20 protein-coding genes are annotated in these 25,659 nt (G+C 63.0%); 13 read left to right on the top strand and 7 right to left on the bottom strand.

Features of this window, described 5'->3' with window-relative positions; genetic code table 11:
- Both QCL51_RS19935 and QCL51_RS19940 read right to left on the bottom strand, forming a co-directional pair.
- A complete protein-coding gene (locus tag QCL51_RS19935) occupies positions 1-525 on the bottom strand; it encodes a gamma carbonic anhydrase family protein (protein ID WP_021785717.1) in 525 nt (174 codons plus the stop codon).
- Between the two features lie 44 nt (positions 526-569).
- Complete coding sequence (locus tag QCL51_RS19940) at positions 570-1,169, bottom strand: CoA pyrophosphatase (RefSeq protein WP_021785718.1); 600 nt, start codon at positions 1,167-1,169, stop codon at positions 570-572.
- 123 nt (positions 1,170-1,292) lie between these two features.
- Here QCL51_RS19940 and QCL51_RS19945 point away from each other — a divergent pair, with 123 nt between their 5' ends.
- The 4 genes from QCL51_RS19945 to QCL51_RS19960 all read left to right on the top strand — a co-directional run bounded on the left by QCL51_RS19945 (position 1,293) and on the right by QCL51_RS19960 (position 8,821).
- Complete coding sequence (locus tag QCL51_RS19945; protein WP_103443793.1) at positions 1,293-1,844, top strand: NUDIX hydrolase; 552 nt, start codon at positions 1,293-1,295, stop codon at positions 1,842-1,844.
- A gap of 22 nt (positions 1,845-1,866) precedes the next feature.
- Positions 1,867-2,421 (top strand): L,D-transpeptidase family protein, encoded by a 555-nt coding sequence (locus tag QCL51_RS19950; protein WP_010952551.1) that lies wholly within the window; start codon positions 1,867-1,869, stop codon positions 2,419-2,421.
- A 160-nt stretch (positions 2,422-2,581) separates the two neighbouring features.
- Positions 2,582-4,267, top strand: coding sequence for a ShlB/FhaC/HecB family hemolysin secretion/activation protein (locus QCL51_RS19955; RefSeq protein WP_338444083.1), 1,686 nt, complete (start codon positions 2,582-2,584; stop codon positions 4,265-4,267).
- 27 nt (positions 4,268-4,294) lie between these two features.
- Complete coding sequence (locus tag QCL51_RS19960) at positions 4,295-8,821, top strand: hemagglutinin repeat-containing protein (protein ID WP_338444085.1); 4,527 nt, start codon at positions 4,295-4,297, stop codon at positions 8,819-8,821.
- A 160-nt stretch (positions 8,822-8,981) separates the two neighbouring features.
- On the opposite strand, the gene QCL51_RS19965 is transcribed toward QCL51_RS19960, so the two are convergent.
- Positions 8,982-9,617, bottom strand: a complete 636-nt coding sequence (locus QCL51_RS19965; protein ID WP_028696989.1) for a Pr6Pr family membrane protein — start codon at positions 9,615-9,617, stop codon at positions 8,982-8,984.
- Between the two features lies 1 nt (position 9,618).
- Entirely contained in the window at positions 9,619-9,840 is a 222-nt protein-coding gene (locus QCL51_RS19970; protein ID WP_021785724.1) for a VF530 family protein, read from the bottom strand.
- A 163-nt stretch (positions 9,841-10,003) separates the two neighbouring features.
- Here QCL51_RS19970 and QCL51_RS19975 point away from each other — a divergent pair, with 163 nt between their 5' ends.
- From QCL51_RS19975 to cmoB, 7 genes are all read left to right on the top strand, one after another.
- Positions 10,004-12,046: a TonB-dependent receptor gene (locus tag QCL51_RS19975; RefSeq protein ID WP_084850802.1), complete on the top strand. Its 2,043-nt coding sequence runs from the start codon at positions 10,004-10,006 to the stop codon at positions 12,044-12,046.
- A 603-nt stretch (positions 12,047-12,649) separates the two neighbouring features.
- Complete coding sequence (locus QCL51_RS19980; protein ID WP_209963804.1) at positions 12,650-13,984, top strand: carbohydrate porin; 1,335 nt, start codon at positions 12,650-12,652, stop codon at positions 13,982-13,984.
- 30 nt (positions 13,985-14,014) lie between these two features.
- Entirely contained in the window at positions 14,015-16,426 is a 2,412-nt protein-coding gene (locus QCL51_RS19985; RefSeq protein WP_021785727.1) for a glucose/quinate/shikimate family membrane-bound PQQ-dependent dehydrogenase, read from the top strand.
- Positions 16,427-16,629: 203 nt separating this feature from the next.
- The gene (gene lon / locus QCL51_RS19990) at positions 16,630-19,047 is read left to right on the top strand and encodes an endopeptidase La (RefSeq protein ID WP_021785728.1); all 2,418 of its coding nucleotides are present in this window, start codon (positions 16,630-16,632) and stop codon (positions 19,045-19,047) included.
- A gap of 151 nt (positions 19,048-19,198) precedes the next feature.
- Positions 19,199-19,591: a protease inhibitor I42 family protein gene (locus QCL51_RS19995; RefSeq protein ID WP_338444089.1), complete on the top strand. Its 393-nt coding sequence runs from the start codon at positions 19,199-19,201 to the stop codon at positions 19,589-19,591.
- Between the two features lie 89 nt (positions 19,592-19,680).
- Positions 19,681-20,424, top strand: a complete 744-nt coding sequence (gene cmoA, locus QCL51_RS20000) for a carboxy-S-adenosyl-L-methionine synthase CmoA (protein WP_084850806.1) — start codon at positions 19,681-19,683, stop codon at positions 20,422-20,424.
- A complete protein-coding gene (gene cmoB / locus QCL51_RS20005) occupies positions 20,421-21,377 on the top strand; it encodes a tRNA 5-methoxyuridine(34)/uridine 5-oxyacetic acid(34) synthase CmoB (protein ID WP_338444091.1) in 957 nt (318 codons plus the stop codon). Before cmoA ends, cmoB begins: the two co-directional genes overlap by 4 nt.
- Positions 21,378-21,446: 69 nt before the next feature.
- Here cmoB and QCL51_RS20010 read toward each other — a convergent pair whose 3' ends face one another.
- Positions 21,447-21,650, bottom strand: a complete 204-nt coding sequence (locus QCL51_RS20010; protein WP_101196224.1) for a hypothetical protein — start codon at positions 21,648-21,650, stop codon at positions 21,447-21,449.
- Positions 21,651-21,959: 309 nt separating this feature from the next.
- On the opposite strand from QCL51_RS20010, the gene QCL51_RS20015 reads away from it, so the two are divergent.
- Positions 21,960-22,634, top strand: coding sequence for a heavy metal response regulator transcription factor (locus QCL51_RS20015; RefSeq protein ID WP_021785733.1), 675 nt, complete (start codon positions 21,960-21,962; stop codon positions 22,632-22,634).
- Positions 22,631-24,013 (top strand): heavy metal sensor histidine kinase, encoded by a 1,383-nt coding sequence (locus QCL51_RS20020; RefSeq protein ID WP_338444092.1) that lies wholly within the window; start codon positions 22,631-22,633, stop codon positions 24,011-24,013. The genes QCL51_RS20015 and QCL51_RS20020 overlap by 4 nt, the downstream gene beginning before the upstream one ends.
- A 65-nt stretch (positions 24,014-24,078) precedes the next feature.
- Here the strand turns inward: QCL51_RS20020 and pdxJ are convergent, their stop codons facing one another.
- Together pdxJ and recO are read right to left on the bottom strand one after the other, a co-directional pair.
- Complete coding sequence (gene pdxJ / locus QCL51_RS20025) at positions 24,079-24,819, bottom strand: pyridoxine 5'-phosphate synthase (RefSeq protein ID WP_084850809.1); 741 nt, start codon at positions 24,817-24,819, stop codon at positions 24,079-24,081.
- Positions 24,820-24,862: 43 nt separating this feature from the next.
- Positions 24,863-25,546 carry a DNA repair protein RecO gene (recO, locus tag QCL51_RS20030; protein ID WP_021785736.1) on the bottom strand — a complete coding sequence of 228 codons (684 nt, stop codon included), beginning with the start codon at positions 25,544-25,546 and terminating at the stop codon, positions 24,863-24,865.
- Positions 25,547-25,659 lie beyond the last annotated feature (113 nt).

A 25,659-nucleotide genomic window follows, 5' to 3' on the forward strand; every position in this document is an offset into this window, starting at 1 on the left:
TCACTCATCATCAACCACCAGATCCCGCGCATAGCGCTGGGCATTGTGCACGTAATGTGCGGCACTGGCTTCAAGCATGCGCTTCTGCTGCTCGGTCAGTTCGCGTACCACCTTGCCCGGCGAGCCCATCACCAGCGAACCATCCGGGATTTCCTTGCCCTCGGCAATCAGTGCGTTGGCGCCGATGATGCAGTGTTTGCCGATGCGCGCACCATTGAGGATTACGGCGTTGATACCGACCAGGCTGAAGTCGCCCACCGTGCAGCCATGCAACATGGCGTTGTGGCCGACGGTTACGCCCTTGCCCAACGTCAGGGGCGAGCCCATGTCAGTGTGCATCACCGTGCCATCCTGCACGTTGCTGCCTTCGCCGATATCGATCAGCTCGTTATCCCCGCGCAACACCGCCCCAAACCACACACTGGCATTGGCTTGCAGGCGCACGCGGCCAATGAGCGTGGCGTTGGGTGCGGCCCAACTGGTGGGGTGGCTCTCGACCCGCAGGTCGCCCAGGCGATATTTCATGCTTGTTCCTCAGGCTGCGACGCAGACGGCGGGGTAGGCCCCGCTCAATTTTCGATGTAACGCTCCGGCGGCTGATGCAGGCTGATACCGGCATCGAACAGCAGGTTGACCAGCTCGACGATCATGATCGCCGACAAACCCCAGATCTTGTATTCGCCATAACGATAGCTTGGCACGAACCAGCTACGGCCCTGGTAATCGATACGGTGGGTATGGTCGCGCGGGTCCTGGCGGAAAAACTCCAGCGGCACGGTGAACACTGCCGCAATCTCGGCATCATTGGCGCGATATTCGACGAAGTCGGGAATAAGCCCGACGAATGGCGTCACTTTCAGGCCATGTAGCGAAATCAGCGGGCTGAGCGGGCCAATCACCTCCACCAGGCCAGGGGGCAGGCCGATTTCTTCTTCAGCCTCGCGCAGGGCAGTAAATACCAGGTCCGGGTCTTCCGGGTCCCGACGGCCACCGGGAAAGGCCACTTCACCACCGTGGGTAGACAGCCCCTTGGCGCGCAGGGTCAAGACCAGTTCGGGCGCTTCGCTGCGGGTAATGGGCAAGAGGACCGCCGCTTCGGGGAACCGTCTGTCGGTTTCCAGTGATGCGGGTTGGTGGTTGCTCATTCGGCGAAGTAGCTCGTCCAGCATTGCGCACGCTCGTATCCAGGTCCTGTGTTGCATGATGCACCAAAGCCGTGAAGCACCCAAGCCCCAGCGCTTGCGGCGGCACGGTGGCCGCGCCAAGATAGCCTTGAACATAAGGAACCACACATGAAATTCTGCAGCGCGTGCGGCCAACCGGTCACTCAGCAGATCCCCGAGGGCGACAGCCGCCTGCGGTACGTCTGCGGCTCTTGCCAGACCATCCACTACCAGAACCCCAACATCGTGGCCGGCGTGCTGCCAACCTGGGGCAGCCAGGTGTTGCTGTGCCGCCGCGCCATCGAACCGCGCCGGGGCTTCTGGACCCTGCCCGCCGGTTTCATGGAAAACGGCGAAACCCTCGACCAGGCCGCACGTCGCGAAACCGTCGAGGAAGCCTGCGCCCGGGTCGGGCCGACGTCCCTGTACCAGCTGTTCGATCTACCACACATCAGCCAGGTGCATGTGTTCTTCCGCGCCGAGTTGGCGGACCTGGACTTTGCCGTCGGGATCGAAAGCCTGGAGGTGCGCCTGTTCGAAGAACATGAGATACCGTGGGACGAGCTGGCTTTCCGCACCGTCACTCGCACACTAGAATGCTACTATCGCGACCGCATCGGCCAGCACTACCCCATAGGCCATGAATACCTGCCGCCGATGAACGTTTCGCCACACACCTAAAAGCCTTCAGGGATACTGTTACATGCGCTGGTTGCTTGCCCTTTTCTGCCTTTGCGTTACCTCGGTGTCCCAGGCGGCCTTCACCGAAACCATCATCCGCAAGCCCGCGCCGGCAGCGCAAACCCCATCGCCTTCGCAGCAAGCCATGCAACCGTTGATCGACAAGGTGCTGGTGATCAAGTCCGAGCGCCGCCTGCAGCTGATCAGCCGTGGCGAGCCGCTGAAAACCTACCGCATCTCGCTGGGCAAGCAGCCCAAGGGCGCCAAGGAACGCGAAGGCGACAAGAAAACCCCTGAGGGCTTGTACTGGCTGGACTGGCGCAAGCAAAGCGACCGCTTCAACCTGGCGATGCACATCAATTACCCGAACATCAGCGATGCCGCCCGCGCGACCCGGGCAGGGGTGAATGCCGGCAGCATGATCATGATTCACGGCACGCCGATCAACGATGAGTACCCGGAATGGTACTTCCATACCCTGGACTGGACGGATGGGTGCATTGCCATGCGCAACCGCGACATGCAGGAAGTGTGGGACTTGGTACGGGATGGAACGCTGATCGAGATCCGGCCTTGATATAGGGCCTTCCGGTAACGGTTGTAGGAACCTTCCCACCGTTTTGCGAGAACCTGCCTTACAGGTGCTTAGGCAGGGTACTGCATCCAGGCGAGTGACTTAATTTTTAGCATCCACGCAGACGAGTACGAAAACCGTACATCATTTGCGGGGTGCTTCAATGCCGTGCCTGATTCACCGCATTGCCCATTGGCTGTCGGCCGGTTGCCTTTCTGGCTTGCTGTCCATTCCCCAGGTGCTGGCCGACGACCCTGCCAGCCAGCAGCTGCGCGATCAACAGCAGGGGCTGCGGCAGCTGGAGCAACAGCAGCGGCTGGAACGCTGGCAGCGTATACCCGCCCCGGTTGAAGCGACCAACACCACCACTTCCCGCCACGCGCACGACGATCACTGCTGGGCAGTCGATGGCGTGCGCGTGGCGGGCATGCACCGGCTTTCGAACTCGGCACTGGCGCCGACCCTCCGTGCTTTCACACCTGCCTGCATGGGCATCGCCGACATCAACCGGCTGCTCAAAGCCATCACCCAACGTTATGTACAAGCCGGCTACCCAACCAGCCGCCCCTACCTGCGGCAGCCCCCAGCAGAGGGCATGCCGTTGGACATCGTCATTGTCGAAGGCTTTGTCGAAACCATCGAACTGGCAGGCCCCGACCTGCCCCTGTCTCTCTCCAATGCCTTCCCAGGCCTGCTTGGGCAGCCACTGTACCTGCCCGACCTTGAGCAAGGCCTGGACCAGCTCAACCGCCTACGCGCCTATGAACTGGGCGCCACCTTGCTGCCCGGCGAACTGCAGGGCGGCACCCGCGTGGTCGTGCAGCCAGGCAAGGTTGGTTCACGCTGGCACCTGGACAGCCGCTTCGACAACCGTGGCAGCGAGCTGACCGGCCGCCACCGCATCTCCCTCGGCGTTGGCCTGGACAGCCCGCTTGGCCTCAATGATGAGCTGCGCCTGTCATTGACCAGCACGGTGCTCGATACGCCCGGCCAAAGCCAAGGCATATCGCTGTACTACAGCATCCCCTACGGCGCCTGGACCTTTGCCCTCAGCGCCAGCCAGCTAAGTTATCAAGCCCCCCTCCCCTACAGCGACAAGGCTGCCGACGGCAGCAGCAGTTATCAGGGCCTGAGTATCGAGCGGGTATTGTGGCGCAACCAGCAAGGCATGCTCAGCGCCAGCGCCCGACTGGACCGCAAACAACTGGTCAACCGCACCGCTGGCGCGGTTATCGTCCAGCAGAGCCCGACGCTGACCACGGTAGAGGCCGGCATCAACCTGCTGTGGCTCGAAAGTGGCTTGTGGAACGGCTACTTCGGCGTTGCCCAAGGCATTGACGCATTGGGTGCCGACCGTTCGCCGTTGGGTGCTCAACGCCTGCGCCCGGACTTTCGCAAATACCGCGCCAACCTGCTGCACCTGCGTCAGGGCCCGGCACCCAAACCTTGGCGCTGGCAGAGCGAGCTGGCCCTGCAGTACAGCCGCGACCCGTTGCCTGCCGTCGAACAACTGCTGGTCAGCGACGATTCGGCTGTCCGCGGCTTTCGTCTGCGCACTTACTCCGGTGCCAGCAGCGCTGTCTGGCGCAATACGTTCAGCCAAGCGCTGCCACTGACCTGGGCCCACCCCTTCGAAATACGCCCCTACATCGGCCTGGACCAGGGCTGGGTTCGTACCGCCGAAGGCAAACCGTCACAGCGCCTGGCCGGGGCCGCCGCAGGGTTGGAACTGAGCCTGCCCGGCAGCCGCCTGCGCCTGGACTACCAACGCGCCCTGTACACCAGCGACCTGCCCCGCCCGCGGCTGGAGCCCGGCTTCTGGGTACTGGACTGGACCCTGAACATCTGATTCACCCACAACAAAGAGAACGAGAAAATGCAAACACTCTCGCAGTTACCGCCTGTTCGCCCGGATACCTTGCGCTGGGCAATCTTCTTCGCTGTGTTCGGGCCCAGTGCCGCACTGGCTCAGACCGGGCTGGAAGCAGCCAGCGGCCCCGGGGGTACCCCGGTCATCCACAACGGCCACGGGGTACCGGTCATCGACATCGTGCCGCCCAACGCCAGGGGGCTGTCACATAACCAGTTCATCGACTACAACGTTGGCATCCCAGGCCTGGTGCTGAACAACGCCACCGCAGCCGGGCAATCGCAACTGGCCGGTGCCCTGGCGGCCAACCCGCAGTTTCAGGGCCAGGCCGCCTCGACCATTCTTAACGAAGTGGTCAGCCGCAACGCCTCGCTGATCGAGGGGCCACAGGAAATCTTCGGGCGCCCGGCCGACTACATCCTGGCCAACCCCAATGGCATCACCCTCAACGGCGGCAGTTTCATCAACACCACCCGCGCGGGCTTCGTGGTGGGCACCCCACAATTCGAGGAGCAGCAGCTCAGATACCTCGATACGCTCACTGCCAGCGGCACCCTGCAGGTACTGGAGCGTGGTCAGGACAATGCCGGTGGCGCGCTCGAACTGATCGCACCGCGCGTAGACAGCAAAGGCCTGCTCATGGCCCGCGAAACGCTCGACATCACCGTCGGTCGCAACCGTATCGACAGCCGCAACGGCGAGGTGGTCGAACACCTGCCCAGCCCCTCTTCGAGCATTGACGCCAGCCTGTTCGGCGCCATGCGCGCCGGGCGTATCCGTGTGGTAAGTACTGCCGAAGGCGCGGGTGTGCGTGTGGGGGCCTCGCAGATTCTGGGCGCCGAGGGGGTCGACATCAGCTCGGCCGGGGGCCTGCAAGTCAGTGGCAGAGCCGACCGCCCGACCGAGCTGCGCAGCGAGCGCGGTGTACTGAAACTCACCGCTGCCGATGACCTGATGCTTGAAACGCTCGACGGCCGGGCCCCGCGAATCGAAGCAAGGGCCGGCAAGAAGCTCACACTGGATGCCAAGACAATCGAGCACATCAAGCACGACAGCGACAGCTGGAACAAGAAGTTCTGGTTCGTCACCCGCGAAACCTACAACAGCAAAACCACCACCACCCACCAGCAACAACAGGGCAGTCAATTGCTGGGCACCGACAGCGTGCTGTTGCAGTCCGGCGACGACATGCGCATGACCGCAGCGAAGCTGGACGCCGGTAACGAGCTGACGCTCGACAGCGGTGCCGGCCTGGACATCATCGCCGGCATAGACAGCAAACGCATCGAAAAGCAGGTTCGTCATCGCAAGGACCTATGGCGCGGTGATAGCGATAGCGACCAGCTCACGGAAACCGCAAAGGGCAGTACCCTGAGCGCCGGGCGCATGTCGATAAAGGCAAGCGAGAACCTCAACGTGCAGGGCAGCAGCCTGCACAGCCGCGGCGATCTGGCTATCCAGGCAAAACAGGCAGACATCGGCACCACGACCTTGCAGGAACACGGTACCCAACGCGACTACCGAGGCGACCTGGTATCCGGTACATTCTTTGGCGATCGAAAAGGTAACGACACCAAGGGCCAGGTCGTCGCGGGCAGCACGGTAACCAGCGATGGCGAGCTCACAGTGAGAGCCGACCAGGTTGCCATCAAAGGCAGCACCGTGTTCGGCAAACAGGACGCGGTGCTCTACAGCGATAACGGTTCGCTGGCCATCGAGGCAGACCATGGCAGCACGACCTCCACCCAGCGCACCAGCGACAGTAAGCTGTTCGGCCTGATCGGCAGCAAGCACGAAAGCACGGACCGCAAACAGCAGGTACTGGTCAGCGACGTCAGCTCGACCAGCAACCTGCGCCTGGCCAGCGCCGAAGAGATGCGCATCCAGGGCGCCAAGGTCGAAGCAGGCAAGCATCTGCAAGTCGAAGCCAAAGGCGACCTGCTGATTGGCAGTGCGCAATCGGTCGATGAACGCGAAACCCGCGACCAACAACGCGGTTTCACGGCCAGCGCCAGACAGACCCAGGAAGCCGAGGATGGCAAGCCGGAGTCCCGCCAGTACGCGGCTGGCGTGGCCTATGAGGTCGTTACCACCACCGCCAAGCAGCGCGCGACCACCCAGGTTGCCAGTGAGCTCAAAGGCGCCTCGGTGGGCATGAGCAGCGGCGCGCATCTGCAGGTCAACGGCAGCAAGGCCCAAGCCACTGCCGGCGACCTCGATGTGCAGGCGCGGGAAGTGACACTGGGGGCGACCCGCAATGACCGTGACACAGCCACCAGCACCACCGAAAGTGGTGGCGGGCTGACGGTAACCGGTGGCATTGACCGCCTGGGCAGTTTGTTCGAAGGCCATCACAACCGCGGGGTGCAAGCCGAACGCGAAAGCAAGGTGCAGCGCAGCGAGTTGCAGGCCAGCGGCGATCTGAAATTGCGCAGTGATGCACTGCTCACCGAGGCCGCGCACGTCGAGGCCGGCAACACCCTGCAGGTGAACGCCGAACGCATCGACAACCGTGCGGTGCAGGATACCCATGAACATGAACAAAGCCGTGACGACTGGTCGGGTAGCCTGGGCGCCAGCATCGAATACCGCGACCTGACCCGCCCTATCGAGCGCCTGGTGCTGGGTGAGGAAGCCCCGCGCTTCCAGCAAGCCTCGCCCGAAGACGCCATGGCGCCGCCCAGCGTGGGGGCCGACATGACGGTTGAACACCTCAAGCGCCTGGAAAACCAGCGCCGTGGCATTGCTCAGGTCAGTGAGTTGTCCGCAGCAAAGGTCGAGGTCAAGGCTGACACACTGGCCGACCAGGGCACAGCCTGGCGGGCCAATGCCGGCTCGCTGAAAATCGAAGCGCAGCAGCACCAGGTGAGCGCCGCCGAAAATACCCAGGAAACCACCGTTCAACGCCTGGCCTATGGTGGCGACGCGCGCCTGGACACCAGCACCGGCGAGGACTTGAATGTACGCGCCGCCGGCAAAGGAGGGTCGCTGGATAAAAAGGATATTGCCAGTACCGCCGTACCCGGCAGCCTTTACGGGCAACAGGGTATCCAGGTACAGCTGGGCAGCGATGGCCGCTACGAAGGGGCCCGCATCGATGGCGGTGAAGGCAGCGTGGTCATGCACAGTGCCGGGTCGCTGGCCTTACCCCAGGCGACCGACCAGGCCGAACAGCAGTCACGCCAGCTCGATGGCAATGCCTGGGCCAAAGTCGGCAACCGCCCGGGCAGCACCGGTGTCGATGGCCGGGGTTATCTGGACCATGGCCAAAAGCTGAGCACGCAGGGCAAGGCACAAGTGGCACAAATCGACGCCAAGGGCGAGATAAAGCTGACCAGCACAGGCGACCTGTTGCTCGAAGGCACGCGCATTGGTAGCCGCGAGGCCAAGGCCGGCGACCTACAGGTGCAAAGTGGCGGCCAGTTGCAGGTCAAGGCGGCCAGCAATACCCAGCAAGCCGCAGGCAGCAACCTGGGTGGAGGCATGGAGCTGGCGGCCAAGGCTGGCCAGACCAAGGGGGGAGCCATCGGCGGCCACTTCAGCCACGGCAAGCAAGACGAACAAGCACGGCAGGCGGTCGATGCCCAGTTTGCCAGCAACGGCACACTGACCCTGAGCAGCAGCGCCCGCGAGGACATCGCCCTGCACCTGCAAGGCCTGCAGGCCTCAGCCGAACAGATAACCCTCGACGCCTCGAATGGCGGCATGCTGGTTGAAGCCTCTTCCAGCCAGGAGCGACGCGACGACCTCGACATCTCGGCCGGCGCCGGTTTCAACATGGCCAAGGGCGCGTTGGACACCCGCGGCTTGCATGGCCGGCTCAAGGTTGAACTCGACAAGCGCGACAACCTCACCTGGAATACCAGTGACCTGCGCGCCGAGCGCATCAACCTGCAAAGCCGTGGCGATACCCGCATCGAGAGTGCCACCCTGGATGCAGGGCATATTGGCGGCACAATCGACGGTGACCTGCGCATCGCCAGCCTCAAGGACAGCGTCGACACCCTGAGCGTGAAGGGCGATGTCAGGCTGAGCCAGGAGAAAAACCCGCAGGGCTATGTCAACGCGGCCAAATCGGTGGCTGGCCCGCTGGGAGGCAAGGTCGAGAAAACGGCCGGTTCGGCCCTGAGCAAGGCAGACCCAGGGTTCTCGCCAACCGTCAGCCTCGACGTGTCGCATGCACAGCGCGACAACGTGACGCGTCAGACCACGCTGAAAAGCAGCGACGGCATCGACCTGCAGGTCGGTGGCAACGCTCATCTGGTGGGGGCACGCTTGCAGTCGGCCAAGGGTGACGTGAGGCTCGACGCCAACTCGGTCACCCAGGAAACGCTAAGCGGTAATGACTATCGCCGTGACCTGTCGCTGGATGCGTCGAACTCACCGGTGGACCTGGGCACGGCAATCGCCGAGATAGCCAAAAGCAAAATGGCGGCGGATGGCGAAAATGCGCTGGACCTGGGCGTGTTGAGGACCAGTGGGCATAGTCGCAGCGAGCAATGGGTTTCGAGCATGCAAGGGAAGAAGCACTAAGACGCCATCGCGGCCCAGGCCATTTGGGGATATCAGAAGTCTTGTGCCCTGCTGCTGACACCCAGGCCGCGAGTTTCCCGCTTCCACAGCGACTACCACAGCCCCTGGGCTTGTGATTTCTCTGCGGGAGCGGGCTTGCCCGCGAAGAGGCCGGCACAGGTCAAGCCAGCCTGTGCAGCCCCCGCCACCGATCCAGCCCAAGCAACACCAGCCCTATCCCCCAGAAACCCGCCAGCACCCCGAGCGCATTGAGCATCACCTGCCCATACCCCAGGCTCGCCACATCGATAAACGGATAGGCATACACGCCAATCTCGCTCCCCCGCCACAGCGCATAACCAAAGTAGACCGCCGGGTACAGCGCCCACACCAGCAAATGCCATAGCCGCAAACTGCCCTTGGGCACCTCGCACCACCAGTACAAGGCATACAGCACCGGCATTACGTCGTGCAGCAACTCGTCCGCCAGCCATTGCCAACCCTGTGGTTGCCACAAATGACGCAGCAGCACGCTGTAGGCCAGCGCCACCAGTACGATACTGGCGGCCACAGCAGTGCTGACTGAAGGCGACAGGAAAAAGCGTTTGCCACGACCTTCCCGACCGAACGCGGCATAGCTGAGCACCGTCGCCACCAGGGTATTGGTCAGCACGGTGAAGTAGCCGAACACATTGATCAGGCCGCCAATCAGGCTGGCCTGTTCCTGCCAACGCGCCAGCAGCACCAGGTTCACCTGCACGGCAAGGCCGAACCAGCCCAGCACAGCCATACCGGTCAGCCAAGGGCGACGCGACATGTCAGGCCTGGCGCTGCAGCTTCACGTACAACTGTTCGACCTTTTCCCGCGCCCATGGTGTTTTGCGCAGGAACGTCAGGCTCGACTTGATGGTCGGGTTGCTCTTGAAGCAGCGCACATCGATACGCTCGGCCAGGCCAGGCCATTGGTAATGCGCCACCAGCTCGGTGAGGATCTGTTCAAGGGTCTTGCCGTGCAGCGCGTTGTGTTGGGCCGTGCTCATGCTGTGCTCCGTAGGAAAGATGCGCACCTTACACGAGTGTAGTGGTGGGAGGGATCAGTCGAGTCGACAGAAAAATCGCTGGTCAGAGACAAAACCTCTGTGATGGAATAGTTATGTTATGTTGTAACACTAAAAAGCATCTGCCAAGGAACGCCCCATCCCCATGCTGTACACACCGCTTCGCCTCTCCCCCCTTGCCGTCGCACTCTGGCTGGCTGCATCCCCCAGCCAGGCCGTAGAGCTCGAACCACAGGTCATCACCGCCAACCCGTTGGGTAACCGCCAACTGGCCGCCCCCAGCACCGTGCTCGAAGGCGAGAACCTGCTGCAACAACAGCACAGCACCCTGGGTGAAACCCTGAACAAGCAGCCCGGCGTCGCTTCTACCTGGTTTGGCCCTGGCGCCAGCCGCCCGGTGATCCGCGGCCTGGATGGCGACCGTATCCGCATCCTGCGCAATGGCGTCGGCGCCCTGGATGCCTCGTCGCTGTCCTATGACCACGCCGTGCCCCTGGACCCGGTAACGGTCGATCGCGTCGAAATCGTCCGTGGCCCGGCCGCCTTGCTGTATGGCGGTAACGCCATCGGCGGCGTGGTCAACACCTTCGACAACCGCATCCCGGACTCGCCCATCGAGGGCATCCACGGTGCCGGTGAACTGCGTTACGGCGGCGCCGACACCACCCGCAGCAGTGCCGGCAAGCTGGAGGCCGGTAACGGTGCCTTCGCCCTGCACCTGGATGCCAACAGCCGCCAGTTCAACGATCTGCGCATCCCTGGCTACGCCCGCAGCGCCAAAGTGCGCGATGCCGACGAGCCCGGCAGCAAACACCGCCTGGAAAACAGCGACGGTCGCCAGGACGGCGGCGCAATCGGTGGTGCCTACCACTGGGACCACGGCTACGCCGGCCTCTCGTACAGCGGCTACGACAGCAACTATGGCTCGGTGGCCGAGTCCGGCGTGCGCCTGGACATGAAACAGGACCACTACGCCTTCGCCTCCGAATTGCGCGACCTCGACGGCCCGTTCAGCTCAGTCAAGGTAGATGCCGGTTACACCGACTACGAACACAAAGAAATCGAAGAAGGCGAGGTCCATACCACCTTCAAGAACAAGGGCTACGAAGCGCGTATTGAAGCCCGCCACCAACCGCTCGGACCAGTGGAAGGGATCATTGGGGCCCAAGTCAGCCGTAACGAGTTTTCGGCCCTCGGCGAGGAAGCCTTCGTCCCGCATACCGATACCGACAGCGTGGCACTGTTCATGCTCGAGCAGTGGCAAGCCAGCGAGCGCCTGAACCTGAGCCTGGGTGCGCGCATGGAGCACACCCGCGTAGATCCTGACGCCAAAGGCAACGAGAACTTCGTCGACGCAGACAGCGCCAGCAGCTTCAACGCCTTCAGCCTATCTTCAGGCGCGGTGTACCAGCTCGACCCCATCTGGTCGCTGGCGGCCAACCTCGGCTACACCGAGCGTGCCCCGACCTTTTACGAGCTGTACGCCAATGGCGCGCACGTGGCCACCGGCGCCTTTGAAGTCGGCGACGCCAGTTTGAACAAGGAAAAGGCCATTTCCGCCGACCTGGCGCTACGCTTCGACAATGGCACCCATAAAGGCAGTGTCGGGGTGTTCTACAACCACTTCCGCAACTACATCGGCCTGATCGGTACCGGCAACACCCGCGAGGGCGGGCATGACCATGACGAGGATGACCACGATCACGATCATGATCATGAGGGCTTCCCGGAATACCAGTACCAAGGCGTGCGGGCGCGCTTCTACGGCATCGAGGCCCAGGACCGCTGGCAACTGGCCGAAAACCGTTACGGCAGCTTCGCACTGGAGTTGTCCGGTGACTATACCCGGGCCAAGAACCTCGACAGTGGCGAGCCACTGCCCCGTATCGCGCCGCTGCGCCTGAACAGCGGCCTGGTCTGGGAGCTGGACCGCTGGCAGGCGCGAGTAGATGTGCAACATGCAGCATCGCAGCACCGCAAACCCGCCAACGAAACCAGCACCGATGGCTACACCACGCTGGGGGCCAGCGTTGGCTACCGCTTCGACGTTGGCCAGAGCCAGTGGCTGGCGTTTGTGCGCGGCGAAAACCTGACCGACCAGACCGTGCGCTATGCCAGTTCGATCCTGCGCGATATCGCGCCGGCGCCGGGGCGCAGTGTGGAAGTGGGGTTGCGTACGACCTTCTGAACCAGAAGCGACGAAGATGGGTGTGGGAGATTCTATGGTTCCTGGCGATTGCATCAGGGTTGCCAAGTGCTCGTCACAGCATCTTCAGCGCCTGTGAGATCGAGCGCCGCCCGCGCGGCGCGCATCGCGAGCTGGCGCTCGCTCCTACGTTTGTTTCGGGCCAATCATTCCTGCGGGATATGCACGCGAACGCTTTGGCGCATGGCTCGATATCGCGTCGTACGAACAAGGCGGTCGCGCGCGCCTGGCACAGGCGTTACTGGCCCGAAACAAACGTAGGAGCGAGCGCCAGCTCGCGATGCGCGCCGCGCGGGCGGCGCTCGATCCCACAGGCGCTGCAAATCTTGTGGCCAACACCTGTCAGCCCTTATGCGATCTCTGTGCCGGGTTCACCGGCTGCCCACTCCCCTACCGACCTCGACTGTTGCCCGTTCAGCAACAATCATCTGCGACAATTTGTCTTTTTTTCTTACAGCTTCCCCTATATCCTCCCCGCCGCAAGCTGAAACGCTTCATCGAACACTCTTGTCGCCATATCCATTGAGGGGCCCGCCCTTCGATGCGCTTGCCGTTTTTTCAATAATCAAAAGATAGCGCTATCTCATGCTCCAACTGCCTAAAACCTGTTACATCGGCCTCGCCCTCAGTGCCTTGGCAACCCCCGCCAGCGCCAGCGAAATGTTCGCCAGCGACTCTCCGTGGATGCTCGGCGACTGGGGTGGAACCCGCAGCGAACTGCTGGAAAAAGGCTACGACTTCACCCTTGGCTACACCGGCGAGATGGGCAGCAACCTGCACGGCGGCTACGACCACGACCGCACCGCGCGCTACAGTGACCAGTTCACCTTTGGCAGCCACCTGGACCTGGACAAGATCCTCGGCTGGCACGACACCGAACTCCAGCTGACCATCACCGAGCGCCACGGCGACAACATCAGCAACGACCGCATCAACGACCCGCGTGTCGGCGGCTTCACCTCCGCCCAGGAAGTCTGGGGCCGAGGCGAAACCTGGCGGCTGACGCAGATGTGGATCAAGCAGAAGTACTTCGATGGTGCGCTGGATGTGAAATTCGGCCGCTTCGGTGAAGGCGAAGACTTCAACAGCTTCCCTTGCGACTTCCAGAACCTGGCCTTCTGCGGCTCGCAGGTGGGCAACTGGGTGGGTGGCATCTGGTACAACTGGCCAGTCAGCCAGTGGGCCCTGCGCGTGCGCTACAACCTTTCCCCTGAGCTGTACGCACAGGTCGGCGTCTTCGAGCAGAACCCTTCCAACCTCGAATCTGGCAATGGTTTCAAGCTCAGCGGCAGCGGCACCCAAGGTGCGGTAATGCCGTTCGAACTGGTATGGACCCCACGTATCCAAGGTTTGAAAGGGGAATATCGTGCCGGCTACTACTACAGTAATGCCAAGGCACAAGATGTTCTCAAGGACAGCAACGGTCAGCCGGCCGCCATCAGCGGCGCCGCCTACCGCAGCAGCTCGAGCAAGCACGGCTTGTGGATCGGCGCCCAGCAGCAGGTCACCTCGCTGGCGTCCGACCAGTCGCGCGGCTTGAGCGTGTTCGCCAACGCCACGGTGCATGACAAAAAGACCAATGCCATCGACAACTATGTGCAGGCAGGACTGGTATTCAAAGGGCCCTTCGATGCCCGCGCCAAGGACGACATCGGTTTCGCCCTGGCCCGCGTGCACGTCAACCCTGCCTATCGCAAGAACGCCCGCCTGGCCAACCAGGCCGCCGGCCTCTACGACTACGACAACCCAGGCTTCCTGCCAGTGCAGGACACCGAGTACAGCGCCGAGCTGTACTACGGCATCCATTTGGCCGACTGGCTCACGGTACGCCCCAACCTGCAGTACATCCGCCACCCGGGCGGGGTGTCGCAGGTCGATGGCGCCCTGATCGGCGGCCTGAAGATCCAGAGCAGTTTCTAACCCCTTTTTTGACCTGACGGAGAACCTACGATGAGCACTGAAGGTGCGAACCAAGGAAGCCGCTGGCTACCGCGCCTGGTTGGCGCGCTGCTGTTGCTGATGGGCCTGGCCCTGCTGGCCGGCGGTATCAAGCTGAGCCAGCTAGGCGGATCACTTTACTACCTGATCGCCGGTATCGGCTTTGCCCTGTCGGGCATCCTGCTGCTGGCCCAACGCCGGATCGCCCTGGGCCTGTATGGCCTGGTGCTGCTGGGGAGCACCGTTTGGGCCCTGCTCGAAGTAGGCCTGGACTGGTGGCAACTGGTGCCGCGGCTGGCCATCTGGTTCGCCATCGGCGTGGTGCTGCTGCTACCGTGGGCACGTCGCCCGCTGATCGGCCCGGCCAGCAAAGCCAATACTGCACTGCTCGGCGTGGCAGTGGTAGCTTCGGGCGCTTGCGCGCTGGGCAGCCAGTTCACCCATCCCGGTGAAGTGTTTGGCGAACTGGGCCGCGACAGCAGCGAAATGGCCAGCGCCGCCCCCGCCATGCCCGACGGCGAATGGCAGGCCTATGGCCGTACCGAGCATGGCGACCGCTACTCGCCGCTGCGCCAGATCACCCCGCAGAACGCCTACCGCCTGGAAGAAGCCTGGCGCATTCGCACCGGTGATCTGCCAACCGAAAACGACCCGGTGGAGCTGACCAACCAGAACACCCCGCTCAAGGTCAACGGCATGCTCTACGCCTGCACCGCGCACAGCCGCCTGCTGGCGCTGGACCCGGACACTGGCGCGGAAATCTGGCGCTACGACCCGCAGGTCAAGAGCCCGACCGGCACCTTCAAGGGCTTTGCCCACATGACGTGCCGTGGCGTCTCGTACTATGACGAAAACCGCTACGTCAGCCGCGACGGCAGCCCGGCGCCGAAAATTACCGACGCAGGCCAGGCCGTGGCCCAAGCCTGCCCGCGTCGCCTCTACCTGCCTACCGCGGATGCCCGCCTGATCGCCATCAACGCCGACAACGGCAAGGTCTGCGAAGGCTTCGCCAACCAGGGCGTGATCGACCTCACCACCGGCATTGGCCCGTTCACCGCCGGCGGCTATTACTCCACCTCGCCTGCTGCGATTACCCGTGACCTGGTGATCATCGGTGGCCACGTCACCGATAACGAGTCGACCAATGAGCCGTCCGGGGTGATCCGCGCCTACGATGTGCACGACGGCCACCTGGTGTGGAACTGGGACAGCAACAACCCGGACGACACCAAGCCATTGGCTGCCGGCAAAATGTACAGCCGCAACTCGGCCAACATGTGGTCGATCGCCAGCGTCGACGAAGACCTTGGCATGATCTACCTGCCGCTGGGCAACCAGACCCCGGACCAGTGGGGCGCCGACCGCACCCCAGGCGCCGAGAAGTACAGCGCCGGCGTGGTCGCCCTTGACCTGGCCACCGGCAAGGCACGCTGGAACTACCAGTTCACCCACCACGACCTGTGGGACATGGACGTCGGCAGCCAGCCGACCCTGGTCCACCTGAAAACCGACGATGGCGTGAAACCGGCGATCATCGTACCGACCAAGCAAGGCAGCCTGTACGTGCTCGACCGCCGCGACGGTACGCCAATCGTGCCGATCCGCGAGATCCCCACCCCACAAGGTGCAGTGGAAGGCGACCACACCTCGCCAACCCAGGCCCGCTCCGACCTCAACCTGCTCGGCCCAGAGCTGACCGAACAGGCCATGTGGGGCGCCACGCCTTTCGACCAGATGCTGTGCCGCATCCAGTTCCGCGAGCTGCGCTACGAAGGCCAGTACACCCCGCCATCCGAGCAAGGCTCGTTGGTCTACCCAGGCAATGTCGGTGTATTCAACTGGGGCAGCGTGTCGGTCGACCCGGTGCGCCAGCTGCTGTTCACTTCGCCCAACTACATGGCGTTCGTGTCGAAGATGGTCCCGCGTGAGCAGGTTGCCGAAGGCAGCAAGCGCGAAAGCGAGACCAGCGGCGTGCAGCCGAACACCGGCGCACCGTATGCAGTGACCATGCACCCGTTCATGTCGCCGCTCGGCGTACCGTGCCAGGCACCCGCCTGGGGTTACGTCGCCGCCATCGACCTGTTCACCAACAAGGTGGTGTGGAAACACAAGAACGGCACCACCCGCGACAGCACCCCGCTACCGATCGGCCTGCCGGTTGGCGTGCCGAGCATGGGCGGCTCGATCGTTACCGCCGGTGGCGTCGGCTTCCTTAGCGGCACGCTCGACCAGTACCTGCGCGCCTATGACGTGAACAACGGCAAGGAGTTGTGGAAAGCGCGCCTGCCAGCGGGTGGCCAGGCCACGCCGATGAGCTACACCGGCAAGGACGGCAAGCAGTACGTGCTGGTGACTGCCGGCGGCCATGGCTCGCTGGGCACCAAGATGGGCGATTACATCATCGCTTACAAATTAGCTGAGTAAGCTACACCGCTCCCGCAGGCTCAGCCCTGTGGGAGCGGCCTTGTGTCGCGATTGGGTCGCGCAGCTGCCCCAACGATCTAGAATGCTGGATGGATTCTGGGGCTGCTGCGCAGCCCAATCGCGACACAAGGCTGCGCCCGAACCATTGAAACCCATCCCTCCCCGCCCCATCTAAGCACCATAGTCATTCACGCAGGTGCCCCATGAGCGACCAGCAGGATTTCCCCGAACACCCTGACGAACACAGCGAAGTCGAACACACCCTCCAGGCCGAAGCCGGCCACGCCCTCGCCCTGCCCGGTCAGCAGCTGCCGGACAAGGTCTACGTCATCCCGATCCACAACCGCCCGTTCTTCCCGGCCCAGGTACTGCCGGTCATCGTCAATGAAGAACCCTGGGCCGAAACGCTCGACCTGGTGGCCAAGTCACCGGACCACTGCCTGGCGCTGTTCTTCATGGACACCCCGCCAGAAGACCACCGCCACTTCGACACCTCGGCATTGCCGCAGTACGGCACGCTGGTCAAGGTGCACCATGCCAGCCGCGAAAACGGCAAATTGCAGTTCGTCGCCCAGGGCCTGTCCCGGGTGCGTATCCGCAACTGGCTCAAGCACCACCGCCCGCCCTACCTGGTCGAAGTCGAATACCCGCGCCAGCCCGCAGAGCCGACCGACGAGGTCAAAGCCTACGGCATGGCACTGATCAACGCGATCAAAGAGCTGCTGCCGCTCAACCCGCTGTACAGCGAAGAGCTGAAGAACTACCTCAACCGCTTCAGCCCCAACGACCCTTCGCCGCTCACCGACTTCGCCGCCGCGCTCACCTCGGCCACCGGCAACCAGTTGCAGGAAGTGCTCGACTGCGTGCCCATGCTCAAACGCATGGAAAAGGTACTGCCAATGCTGCGCAAAGAGGTGGAAGTCGCGCGCTTGCAGAACGAGATATCGGCCGAGGTCAACCGGCAGATCGGCGAGCACCAGCGCGAGTTCTTCCTCAAGGAACAACTCAAGGTCATCCAGCAGGAGCTGGGGCTTACCAAGGACGACCGCAGCGCCGACCTCGAACAGTTCGAACAGCGCCTGGAAGGCAAGACCCTGCCACCGCAGGCACGCAAGCGCATCGATGAAGAGATGGGCAAACTGGCCATTCTGGAAACCGGTTCGCCCGAATACGCCGTCACCCGCAATTATCTGGAATGGGCCACCGCCCTGCCCTGGGGCGTGTACGGCAAAGACAAACTCGACCTCAAGCATGCGCGCAAAGTCCTCGACCAGTACCATTCCGGCCTCGACGACATCAAGGAGCGCATCCTCGAGTTCCTCGCCGTGGGCGCCTGGAAAGGCGAGATCAGCGGCTCGATCGTGCTGTTGGTGGGCCCGCCCGGGGTGGGCAAGACCAGCATCGGCAAGTCCATCGCCGAATCGCTCGGCCGGCCGTTCTACCGCTTCAGCGTCGGCGGCATGCGTGACGAAGCCGAGATCAAGGGCCACCGCCGCACCTACATCGGCGCCCAGCCCGGCAAGCTGGTGCAGGCCCTGAAAGATGTCGAAGTGATGAACCCGGTGATCATGCTCGACGAAATCGACAAGATGGGCCAGAGCTACCAAGGTGACCCGGCATCAGCGTTGCTGGAAACCCTCGACCCCGAGCAGAACGTCGACTTCCTCGACCACTACCTCGACCTGCGCCTGGACTTGTCCAAGGTGCTGTTCGTGTGCACTGCCAACACCCTTGATTCAATACCCGGGCCGTTGCTCGACCGCATGGAAGTGATCCGCCTGTCCGGCTATATCACCGAAGAAAAACTGACCATCGCCAAGCGCCACCTGTGGCCCAAGCAGCTGGAAAAGGCCGGCGTTTCCAAGACCAGCCTCAGCATCAGCGACAGCGCACTGCGCCTGGTGATCGACGGCTATGCCCGCGAAGCCGGCGTGCGCCAGTTGGAGAAGCAACTGGGCAAACTGGTGCGCAAGGCTGTGGTCAAGCTGCTGGATAACCCCGAAGCCAAGCTGAAGATCGGTACCAAAGATCTGGAAACCGCTCTCGGCATGCCGGTGTTCCGCAGCGAACAGGTTCTGGCAGGCAAAGGCGTGATCACCGGCCTGGCCTGGACCAGCATGGGCGGTGCCACGCTGCCGATCGAGGCAACCCGCATCCACACCCACAACCGCGGCTTCAAGCTGACCGGCAAGCTGGGTGACGTGATGAAGGAGTCTGCCGAAATTGCCTACAGCTATATCAGTTCCAACCTCAAGCAATTTGGCGGGGATACAGGTTTCTTCAACGAAGCGTTCATCCACTTGCACGTACCCGAAGGCGCCACGCCCAAGGACGGCCCGAGTGCCGGCATCACAATGGCCAGCGCTTTGCTTTCACTGGCCCGCGACCAGCCTGCCAAAAAAGGTGTCGCCATGACTGGCGAGCTCACCCTCACTGGCCAGGTACTGCCGATTGGCGGCGTGCGCGAGAAGGTGATTGCGGCGCGGCGGCAGAAGATTTTCGAACTGATCCTGCCGGAGCCTAACCGCGGCGACTTCGAAGAACTGCCGGAGTACCTGCGCGAAGGCCTGACAGTTCACTTCGCCAAGCGCTTTGCCGACGTGGCCAAAGTGCTGTTCTAGCCTGCACCGGCCTCTTCGCGGGCAAGCCCGCTCCTACAGGGATAGCGAACCCTTGCAGGGGCGGGCTTGCCCGCGAAAGGGCCGGCACAGGCAACACAAATTTCCTCGATCATCGGTTATCCTCAGGCCATCGCCAGCCTTCGGAGCCACCATGACCTCTCCTCGTCTGCTCGTTCCCCTGAGCTTTGCCCTGCTTGCTGCTTGCGCGCAAAAACCGTCGCAGCCCGTTGACCTGGACGCCGAAAGCGAATGCCCCAAGCGCCTGCAGGTCGGCCAGATCCTCACGCTTACCTTGCCCAGCAACCCCACCACCGGCTATCGCTGGCTGGTACAGAACCCGGCGCCCAACGTGTTGCAAAGCCTTGGCCCCGAGGTTTACAGCGCGCCTGAAGACACCGGCATCGTCGGCAGCTCGGGCATGTCAACCTGGCGCTTCCAGGCCCGCGCGACTGGCGAAGGGAACCTGGTATTGGTCTACCAGCAACCCTGGGCCCCGGAAGTGCGCCCGGTGCAGACCTTCGATTGCGCCATTCGGGTCAATTGAACGCAAAGCGCTGGTCAGCCAACCATGCATCCAGGCTGCGGTTTGGCTAGAATGCGCCCCCTGCCTATCACCAGCCGCCTGGATTCGCCGTGAGCAAACAACCCGACCGCCTTTTCTCCCAACCCCTGGAGCAGGTGCCCGACTTCGTCTTCAACGAAGACGTCGTGCGTGTGTTCCCGGACATGATCAAGCGCTCGGTACCCGGTTACCCAACCATCGTCGAGAACCTCGGCGTACTGGCCGCTCGGTTCGCCCAGCCAGGCACCGCGCTGTACGATCTGGGCGCATCGCTGGGTGCCGTTACCCAGTCGCTGCGTCGCCATGTACGCAGTGACGGCTGCAGGGTAATCGCGGTGGATAACTCCGCCGCCATGGTCGAGCGCTGCCGCCAGTACCTCACTGCACAAGATTCGATGTTCCAGGAGTTGCTGCCGGTGCAGGTGCTGGAGGCCGATATCCTTGCCCTGCCCTTCGAGCCCGCCTCGGTCGTGGCGATGAACTTCACCCTGCAGTTCATCGCCCCAGACCAGCGCCTTGAACTGCTCGGGCGAATCCGCCAGGCGCTGCTGCCCGGCGGTGCACTGATTCTCTCGGAGAAGCTGCGCTTCGCCGATGAGCAAGAGCAAGACCTGCTCAATGAGCTGCACCTGGATTTCAAACGGGCCAATGGCTACAGCGAACTGGAGATCGCCCAGAAGCGCAGCGCCATCGAGAACGTGATGAAGCCCGATACACTCGAAGCCCACCAGGAACGCCTGCGCGCAGCCGGTTTCTCGAAGGTGGTGCCTTGGTTCCAATGCCTTAACTTCGCCTCGTTGATAGCCCTGCCATGATCGATCTGTCTCCCCTCGTCCGCCGCCTGGCGGGCACGCCCCTGGCTTCCTGGTCACAAGGCCTGCAAGCGCAACTGGACGCCAAGCTGGAAAAGGGCCACGGTGACCTCGACCGCTGGCGCGAGGCGCTGGAAGCCCTGCCCGCCCTGCAACCCAGTGAAATCGACCTGGTCAACGGGTTGCGCCTGGATTGCGACTGCGACGACGCCACCCGTGCGCAGATGCGCCAGGCACTGATGGGCCTGTCGCCCTGGCGCAAAGGGCCGTTCGACCTGTTTGGCGTGCACGTTGACACCGAATGGCGCTCGGACTGGAAGTGGTCGCGGGTCGGCCCGCACCTGGACCTCAAGGGCAAACGCGTACTCGACGTGGGCTGTGGCAATGGCTACTACCAGTGGCGCATGCTCGGTGCCGGCGCGGACATGGTAATTGGCGTCGATCCCAACTGGCTGTTCTTCTGCCAGTTCCAGGCCGTGCAGCAATACCTGCCGGAGTTGCCGGCCTGGCACCTGCCGTTCGCCCTGGAAGACCTGCCCGCCAACCTGGAAGGTTTCGATACCGTGTTCTCCATGGGCGTGTTCTATCACCGCCGCTCGCCCATCGAGCACTTGCTGGCGCTCAAGGACTGCCTGGTCAAAGGTGGCGAGCTGGTGCTGGAAACGCTGGTTATCGAGGGCGACGAAAACCAGGTGCTGGTGCCTGAGGACCGCTACGCACAGATGCGCAATGTCTGGTACCTGCCGTCGGTACCGGCGCTGGCCCGCTGGCTGCGCCGTGCCGGCTTCAGCGATGTGCGCTGCGTCGACGTTAGCGTGACCAGCGTCGAGGAACAGCGCAGCACCGAATGGATGCGCTACCAGTCGCTGAGCGACTTCCTCGACCCGAACGACCACAGCAAGACCGTCGAAGGCCTGCCAGCCCCACGCCGCGCCACCCTGCTGGCGCGCAAATAAAAAAGGCGCCCGCATGGGCGCCTGAATACACCTGCGGCGAGGAGCCGTCGCGGCGCAGGTGTTGTTAGCTCAATCCTTGGCCACCTCACGCGCCTTCTCTTGCGCCTTGCGCTCGCGCTCGGCAACAGCCTGTTGCTTGTCGCCATGCAGTCGCTCCTGGTCTTCGCGGAAGGCTTGCCAGAACTGCCTGGAGCGCTCCGCACCGCCCTCGGCATAAACACTGGCGCTACCCAGGGCAAGGGTGGCCAACAGCAGGTATTTGGTCAGGTTCATCGTGTTTGCCTCGTAATAACCGATCGGACACGGCCATCCTAGCGAGGGCTGGCTAACGGCAAGGTGAGGCGGGGATTACAGTCCTGCAATGTGGCCTTGTGTGGACTGTTCGGGCCTCTTCGCGGGTAAACCCGCTCCTACAGGAACGGGTTTATCCGCGAAGAGGCCCGAACAGACCGCCAGATAACAGCAGAATTACAAATTCGTTATCTGCAACGCTGGCCTTTTTTCATGCCGTAACATGGGGCCCTTGACCCTGATGTCACTACAGGGTCAAGAATCGCCCCCTTTCAACACACCGAGCCCCCAATGCGCCTACTGATCATCGAGGACGAGCTGCGTACCGCCGACTACCTGCAACAAGGCCTGCGCGAAAACGGTTACGTGGTCGACTGCGCCCGCACAGGCACCGACGGCCTGCACCTGGCCCGCCAACAGGCCTATGACCTGGTCATCCTCGACGTCAACTTGCCCGAAATCGATGGCTGGACCGTGCTGCAGCGGCTACGTGCCGAATCGGCCACGCGCATCATGATGCTTACCGCCCACGGTCGCTTGGCCGATCGGGTAAGAGGCCTGGACCTGGGCGCGGATGACTACCTGCTCAAGCCTTTTGAGTTCCCTGAGTTACTGGCCCGCATCCGCAGCCTGCTGCGCCGCAACGACCAGCAACTGCAACCCAGCACCCTGCGCGTCGCTGATCTGGAACTGGACCCCGGCCGCCACCGCGCCTACCGCGCCGGGCAACGCATCGACCTGACCGCCAAGGAGTTCGCCCTGCTGCACCTGCTAATGCGCCAGACTGGCGAAGTGTTGTCGCGCACGCAGATCATCTCACTGGTGTGGGACATGAACTTCGACTGCGACACCAACGTGGTCGAGGTCTCGATCCGGCGCCTGCGGGCGAAGATCGACGACCCGTTCGACAACAAGCTGATCCATACCCTGCGTGGTGTGGGCTACGTACTTGAGGCTCGCCTTTGAAAAACGCCAGCCTGTCGTTACGCCTGGGCCTGAGCGTGACATTGATGGGCGCCGCATTGGTGCTGCTGCTGGCCTGCCTGGCCGTGTTTGCCCTGGATCACGAACTGGACAGCCGCGCGCGCAAGGATTTGGCGCGCAAGATGCTTCAGGTCGAGCACAACCTGCGTGTCGACCTGCGCAGCGAGGACCTGGGCAGCCGCGCCCATCCACTGCTGGACCTGGTGATGGGGCATGACAACCTGAGCCTCAGTGTACTGGCCCTCGACGGCCGTCACCCCCACCTGCTCAGCCTCGGCCCGGCCCTGGAATCGCGGGTCGGTGAACTGCACACCGATGCGCGCCTGGCCTTTCACGCCTGGCGTGACAGCGGCGGTAACCAGATTCTCACCGTTACCCGGCTGATGCGTCTGCGCGACAACACCCCCGTCAAGGTGATGATGTCGCTCAACCGCGCCGACGACAACGCCCTGCTACAGGCCTATCTGCACTCCACGTTACTCGCATTGCCACTGCTACTGGTTTTGATCGGTGCAGGGGCATGGTGGCTGATGCAACGCGGCCTGAAACCGTTGCGGCACTTCCGGCGCATTGCCGGGCAGGTGTCGGCCCAGGACCTGCAGCATCGCCTGCCCGCTACCTCCCTGCCGCAGGAACTGGCGGAACTGGCCGGCAGTATCAACGTGATGCTCGACCGCCTCGACCAAGGTGTCAGGCAGTTGTCGCAGTTCTCTGACGACCTGGCCCATGAACTGCGTACACCGTTAGGCAACCTGATGGGCAAGGCGCAGGTGACACTGGCCCGTGAGCGGGACAACGCCAACTATCGGGAAGTGCTGGAAGACAGCATCGAAGAGCTGACCCGGCTCAACCGCATCATCAACGACATGCTGTTTCTTGCCCAGGTCAGCCAGCCGCATACGCAGATCGCATTGAAACCCTTGGCGCTGGCCGACGAGGCAGCACGGGTTGTCGAGCTGTTTGCCTACAGTGCCGAGCTGAAAGAGATTGAGATAAGCGTTCAGGGCTGGGGAACAGCGCAGGGAGACCGGCTGATGTTTCAGCGGGCACTGTCGAACCTGTTGAGCAACGCCATACGACACAGTCCAGAGGGTAAACCCATAGCTCTGCGCATCGAACGCTCGGGCAGCGAAGTACGGCTATCCGTGGAGAACCAGGGGCCGGGTGTGGCGGCAGAGCAACAGTCGCGCTTGTTCGAGCGGTTTTACCGGGTAGGTTCGGGGCGCTCGCGACTGGAGGGCGGGACCGGGTTGGGGTTGGCGATCGTGAAGTCGATCATGCAGTTGCATGGCGGGCGGGTCGAGGTCAGCAGCTGCCCCCTGGGGCCTACCCGGTTTACCTTGGTGTTTCCTGCCGAGTGATCGGCCGCCTGTACCGGCCTCTTCGCGGGCTTGCCCGCGAAGAGGCCGGTACAGGCGACCAACAATCAGCGCGAAGCCGCCACGATCAGCGCCTTCATTTCAGCCACAGCAGCCTTGAAGCCGACAAACAGGGCGTGCGCCACCAGTGCATGGCCAATGTTCAGCTCATTGATACCCTTGATCGCCGCCACCGCCTCGACGTTGTGGTAGTGCAGCCCGTGACCCGCATTGACGATCAGACCCTGCCCCACGCCAATCGCCACACCATCGACGATCCGCTTGAGCTCTTCAGCTACTTCGGTGGGGGTTTCTGCATCGGCATAACGGCCGGTGTGAAGCTCGATGGCCGGTGCGCCAACCCGACACGAGGCCTCGATCTGCCGTTCGTCGGCGTCGATGAAAAGCGACACCTCGGCACCGGTACGCGCCAGCCGTTCCACTGCAGCCTTGATCCGCGCTTCCTGCCCTGCCACATCCAGGCCACCTTCGGTGGTCAGCTCCTGACGGGTTTCGGGAACCAGGCATATGTGCGCCGGGCGAATCTTCTCGGCAAAGGCCATCATCTCTTCGGTGACGCCCATCTCGAAGTTCATGCGGGTTTGCAGCACATCCTTGAGCAGCATGACATCACGCTCCTGGATGTGCCGGCGGTCTTCACGCAGGTGCACGGTGATGCCATCGGCGCCTGCTTCCTCGGCGTCCAGGGCTGCCTTGACCGGGTCAGGGTAGCGCGTGCCACGGGCCTGGCGCAGGGTCGCCACGTGGTCGATGTTTACGCCAAGAAGCATGCGGTTGCTGTGAGTCACGAAAGGCTCTCCTGAAGATTGAGCCCAACAGCATACGTCCAGATCAGCGCTTGCGAAACAGTTCCCGGCTGACCAGCGGTTTTGCACCCAGATGAACTGCCAGTGCCTGGCGCATCAGCCGCTTCGCGGCAAGCAAGGCGCCGGGGGCGTCCCAATCGGTTTGGGCCATAGCCAGCAGTTCGGTGCCACGGAACAGGCCGGGCTGCGCCAGCTCTACCCGCTCCAGGCCGGCGTCAACGCGCAAGCGGTACAGGCCATCGGTGGCAATGGGCTGCTCATTGACGTCATGGTGCAAGGAAAACGCATAACCGAGTTCGTCCAGCAGCCGCCATTCGAACGAGCGCAGCAGGGGCTCCAGCGGGCGCCCGGCACTCAGTGCCTGCAAGGTCAAGGTGTAGTGCTCGAACAGCGCCGGGAACGGCGCTTCGGCAGGCAGCAGGCGCATCAGCAGTTCATTGAGGTACAACCCGCTGAACAGGGCATCGCCGTGTAGCCAGGCGGCGATGCCGGTGCTGTCCATGCGGCCGACATTCTTCAGCTCGCCGCGCCCACGCAGCTCCACCTCCAGCGACACGAATGGTCGCACCAGGCTGCCGCCCTTGCCCCGCGCGCGGCGCAGCACGGCACGCATGCAGCCCTGCGGGGTGAAGAAGTCTACCAGCGCGCTGGTTTCCTTGTAGGCACGGCTATGCAGTACGTAGGCTGGCTGGGGGGTGGGTTGGTCCATGCACTATCTCTGGGGCCTGATGTACGTGTGGGAGCGGGCGTGCCCGCGAAAGCGTCAGTGAACCCACTATCGCATTCGCGGGCAAGCCCGCTCCCACAGGAATAACCGACCGG

Source organism: Pseudomonas sp. LTR0, from assembly GCF_036630035.1.
Classification (GTDB): domain Bacteria; phylum Pseudomonadota; class Gammaproteobacteria; order Pseudomonadales; family Pseudomonadaceae; genus Aquipseudomonas; species Aquipseudomonas putida_Y.

What these genes read in the sequence shown, in the direction of transcription:
- QCL51_RS19960 (WP_338444085.1), top strand. Translation starts at nt 4,295, where the DNA reads ATGCAAACACTCTCGCAGTTACCGCCTGTTCGCCCGGATACCTTGCGC.
- recO (WP_021785736.1), bottom strand. Translation starts at nt 25,546, where the DNA reads ATGGACCAACCCACCCCCCAGCCAGCCTACGTACTGCATAGCCGTGCC.
- QCL51_RS19995 (WP_338444089.1), top strand. Translation starts at nt 19,199, where the DNA reads ATGACCTCTCCTCGTCTGCTCGTTCCCCTGAGCTTTGCCCTGCTTGCT.
- QCL51_RS19980 (WP_209963804.1), top strand. Translation starts at nt 12,650, where the DNA reads ATGCTCCAACTGCCTAAAACCTGTTACATCGGCCTCGCCCTCAGTGCC.
- QCL51_RS19970 (WP_021785724.1), bottom strand. Translation starts at nt 9,840, where the DNA reads ATGAGCACGGCCCAACACAACGCGCTGCACGGCAAGACCCTTGAACAG.
- QCL51_RS19945 (WP_103443793.1), top strand. Translation starts at nt 1,293, where the DNA reads ATGAAATTCTGCAGCGCGTGCGGCCAACCGGTCACTCAGCAGATCCCC.
- QCL51_RS19935 (WP_021785717.1), bottom strand. Translation starts at nt 525, where the DNA reads ATGAAATATCGCCTGGGCGACCTGCGGGTCGAGAGCCACCCCACCAGT.
- QCL51_RS19950 (WP_010952551.1), top strand. Translation starts at nt 1,867, where the DNA reads ATGCGCTGGTTGCTTGCCCTTTTCTGCCTTTGCGTTACCTCGGTGTCC.
- lon (WP_021785728.1), top strand. Translation starts at nt 16,630, where the DNA reads ATGAGCGACCAGCAGGATTTCCCCGAACACCCTGACGAACACAGCGAA.
- cmoB (WP_338444091.1), top strand. Translation starts at nt 20,421, where the DNA reads ATGATCGATCTGTCTCCCCTCGTCCGCCGCCTGGCGGGCACGCCCCTG.
- QCL51_RS19975 (WP_084850802.1), top strand. Translation starts at nt 10,004, where the DNA reads ATGCTGTACACACCGCTTCGCCTCTCCCCCCTTGCCGTCGCACTCTGG.
- QCL51_RS19985 (WP_021785727.1), top strand. Translation starts at nt 14,015, where the DNA reads ATGAGCACTGAAGGTGCGAACCAAGGAAGCCGCTGGCTACCGCGCCTG.
- QCL51_RS19965 (WP_028696989.1), bottom strand. Translation starts at nt 9,617, where the DNA reads ATGTCGCGTCGCCCTTGGCTGACCGGTATGGCTGTGCTGGGCTGGTTC.
- QCL51_RS20015 (WP_021785733.1), top strand. Translation starts at nt 21,960, where the DNA reads ATGCGCCTACTGATCATCGAGGACGAGCTGCGTACCGCCGACTACCTG.
- QCL51_RS20010 (WP_101196224.1), bottom strand. Translation starts at nt 21,650, where the DNA reads ATGAACCTGACCAAATACCTGCTGTTGGCCACCCTTGCCCTGGGTAGC.
- QCL51_RS19955 (WP_338444083.1), top strand. Translation starts at nt 2,582, where the DNA reads ATGCCGTGCCTGATTCACCGCATTGCCCATTGGCTGTCGGCCGGTTGC.
- QCL51_RS19940 (WP_021785718.1), bottom strand. Translation starts at nt 1,169, where the DNA reads ATGCTGGACGAGCTACTTCGCCGAATGAGCAACCACCAACCCGCATCA.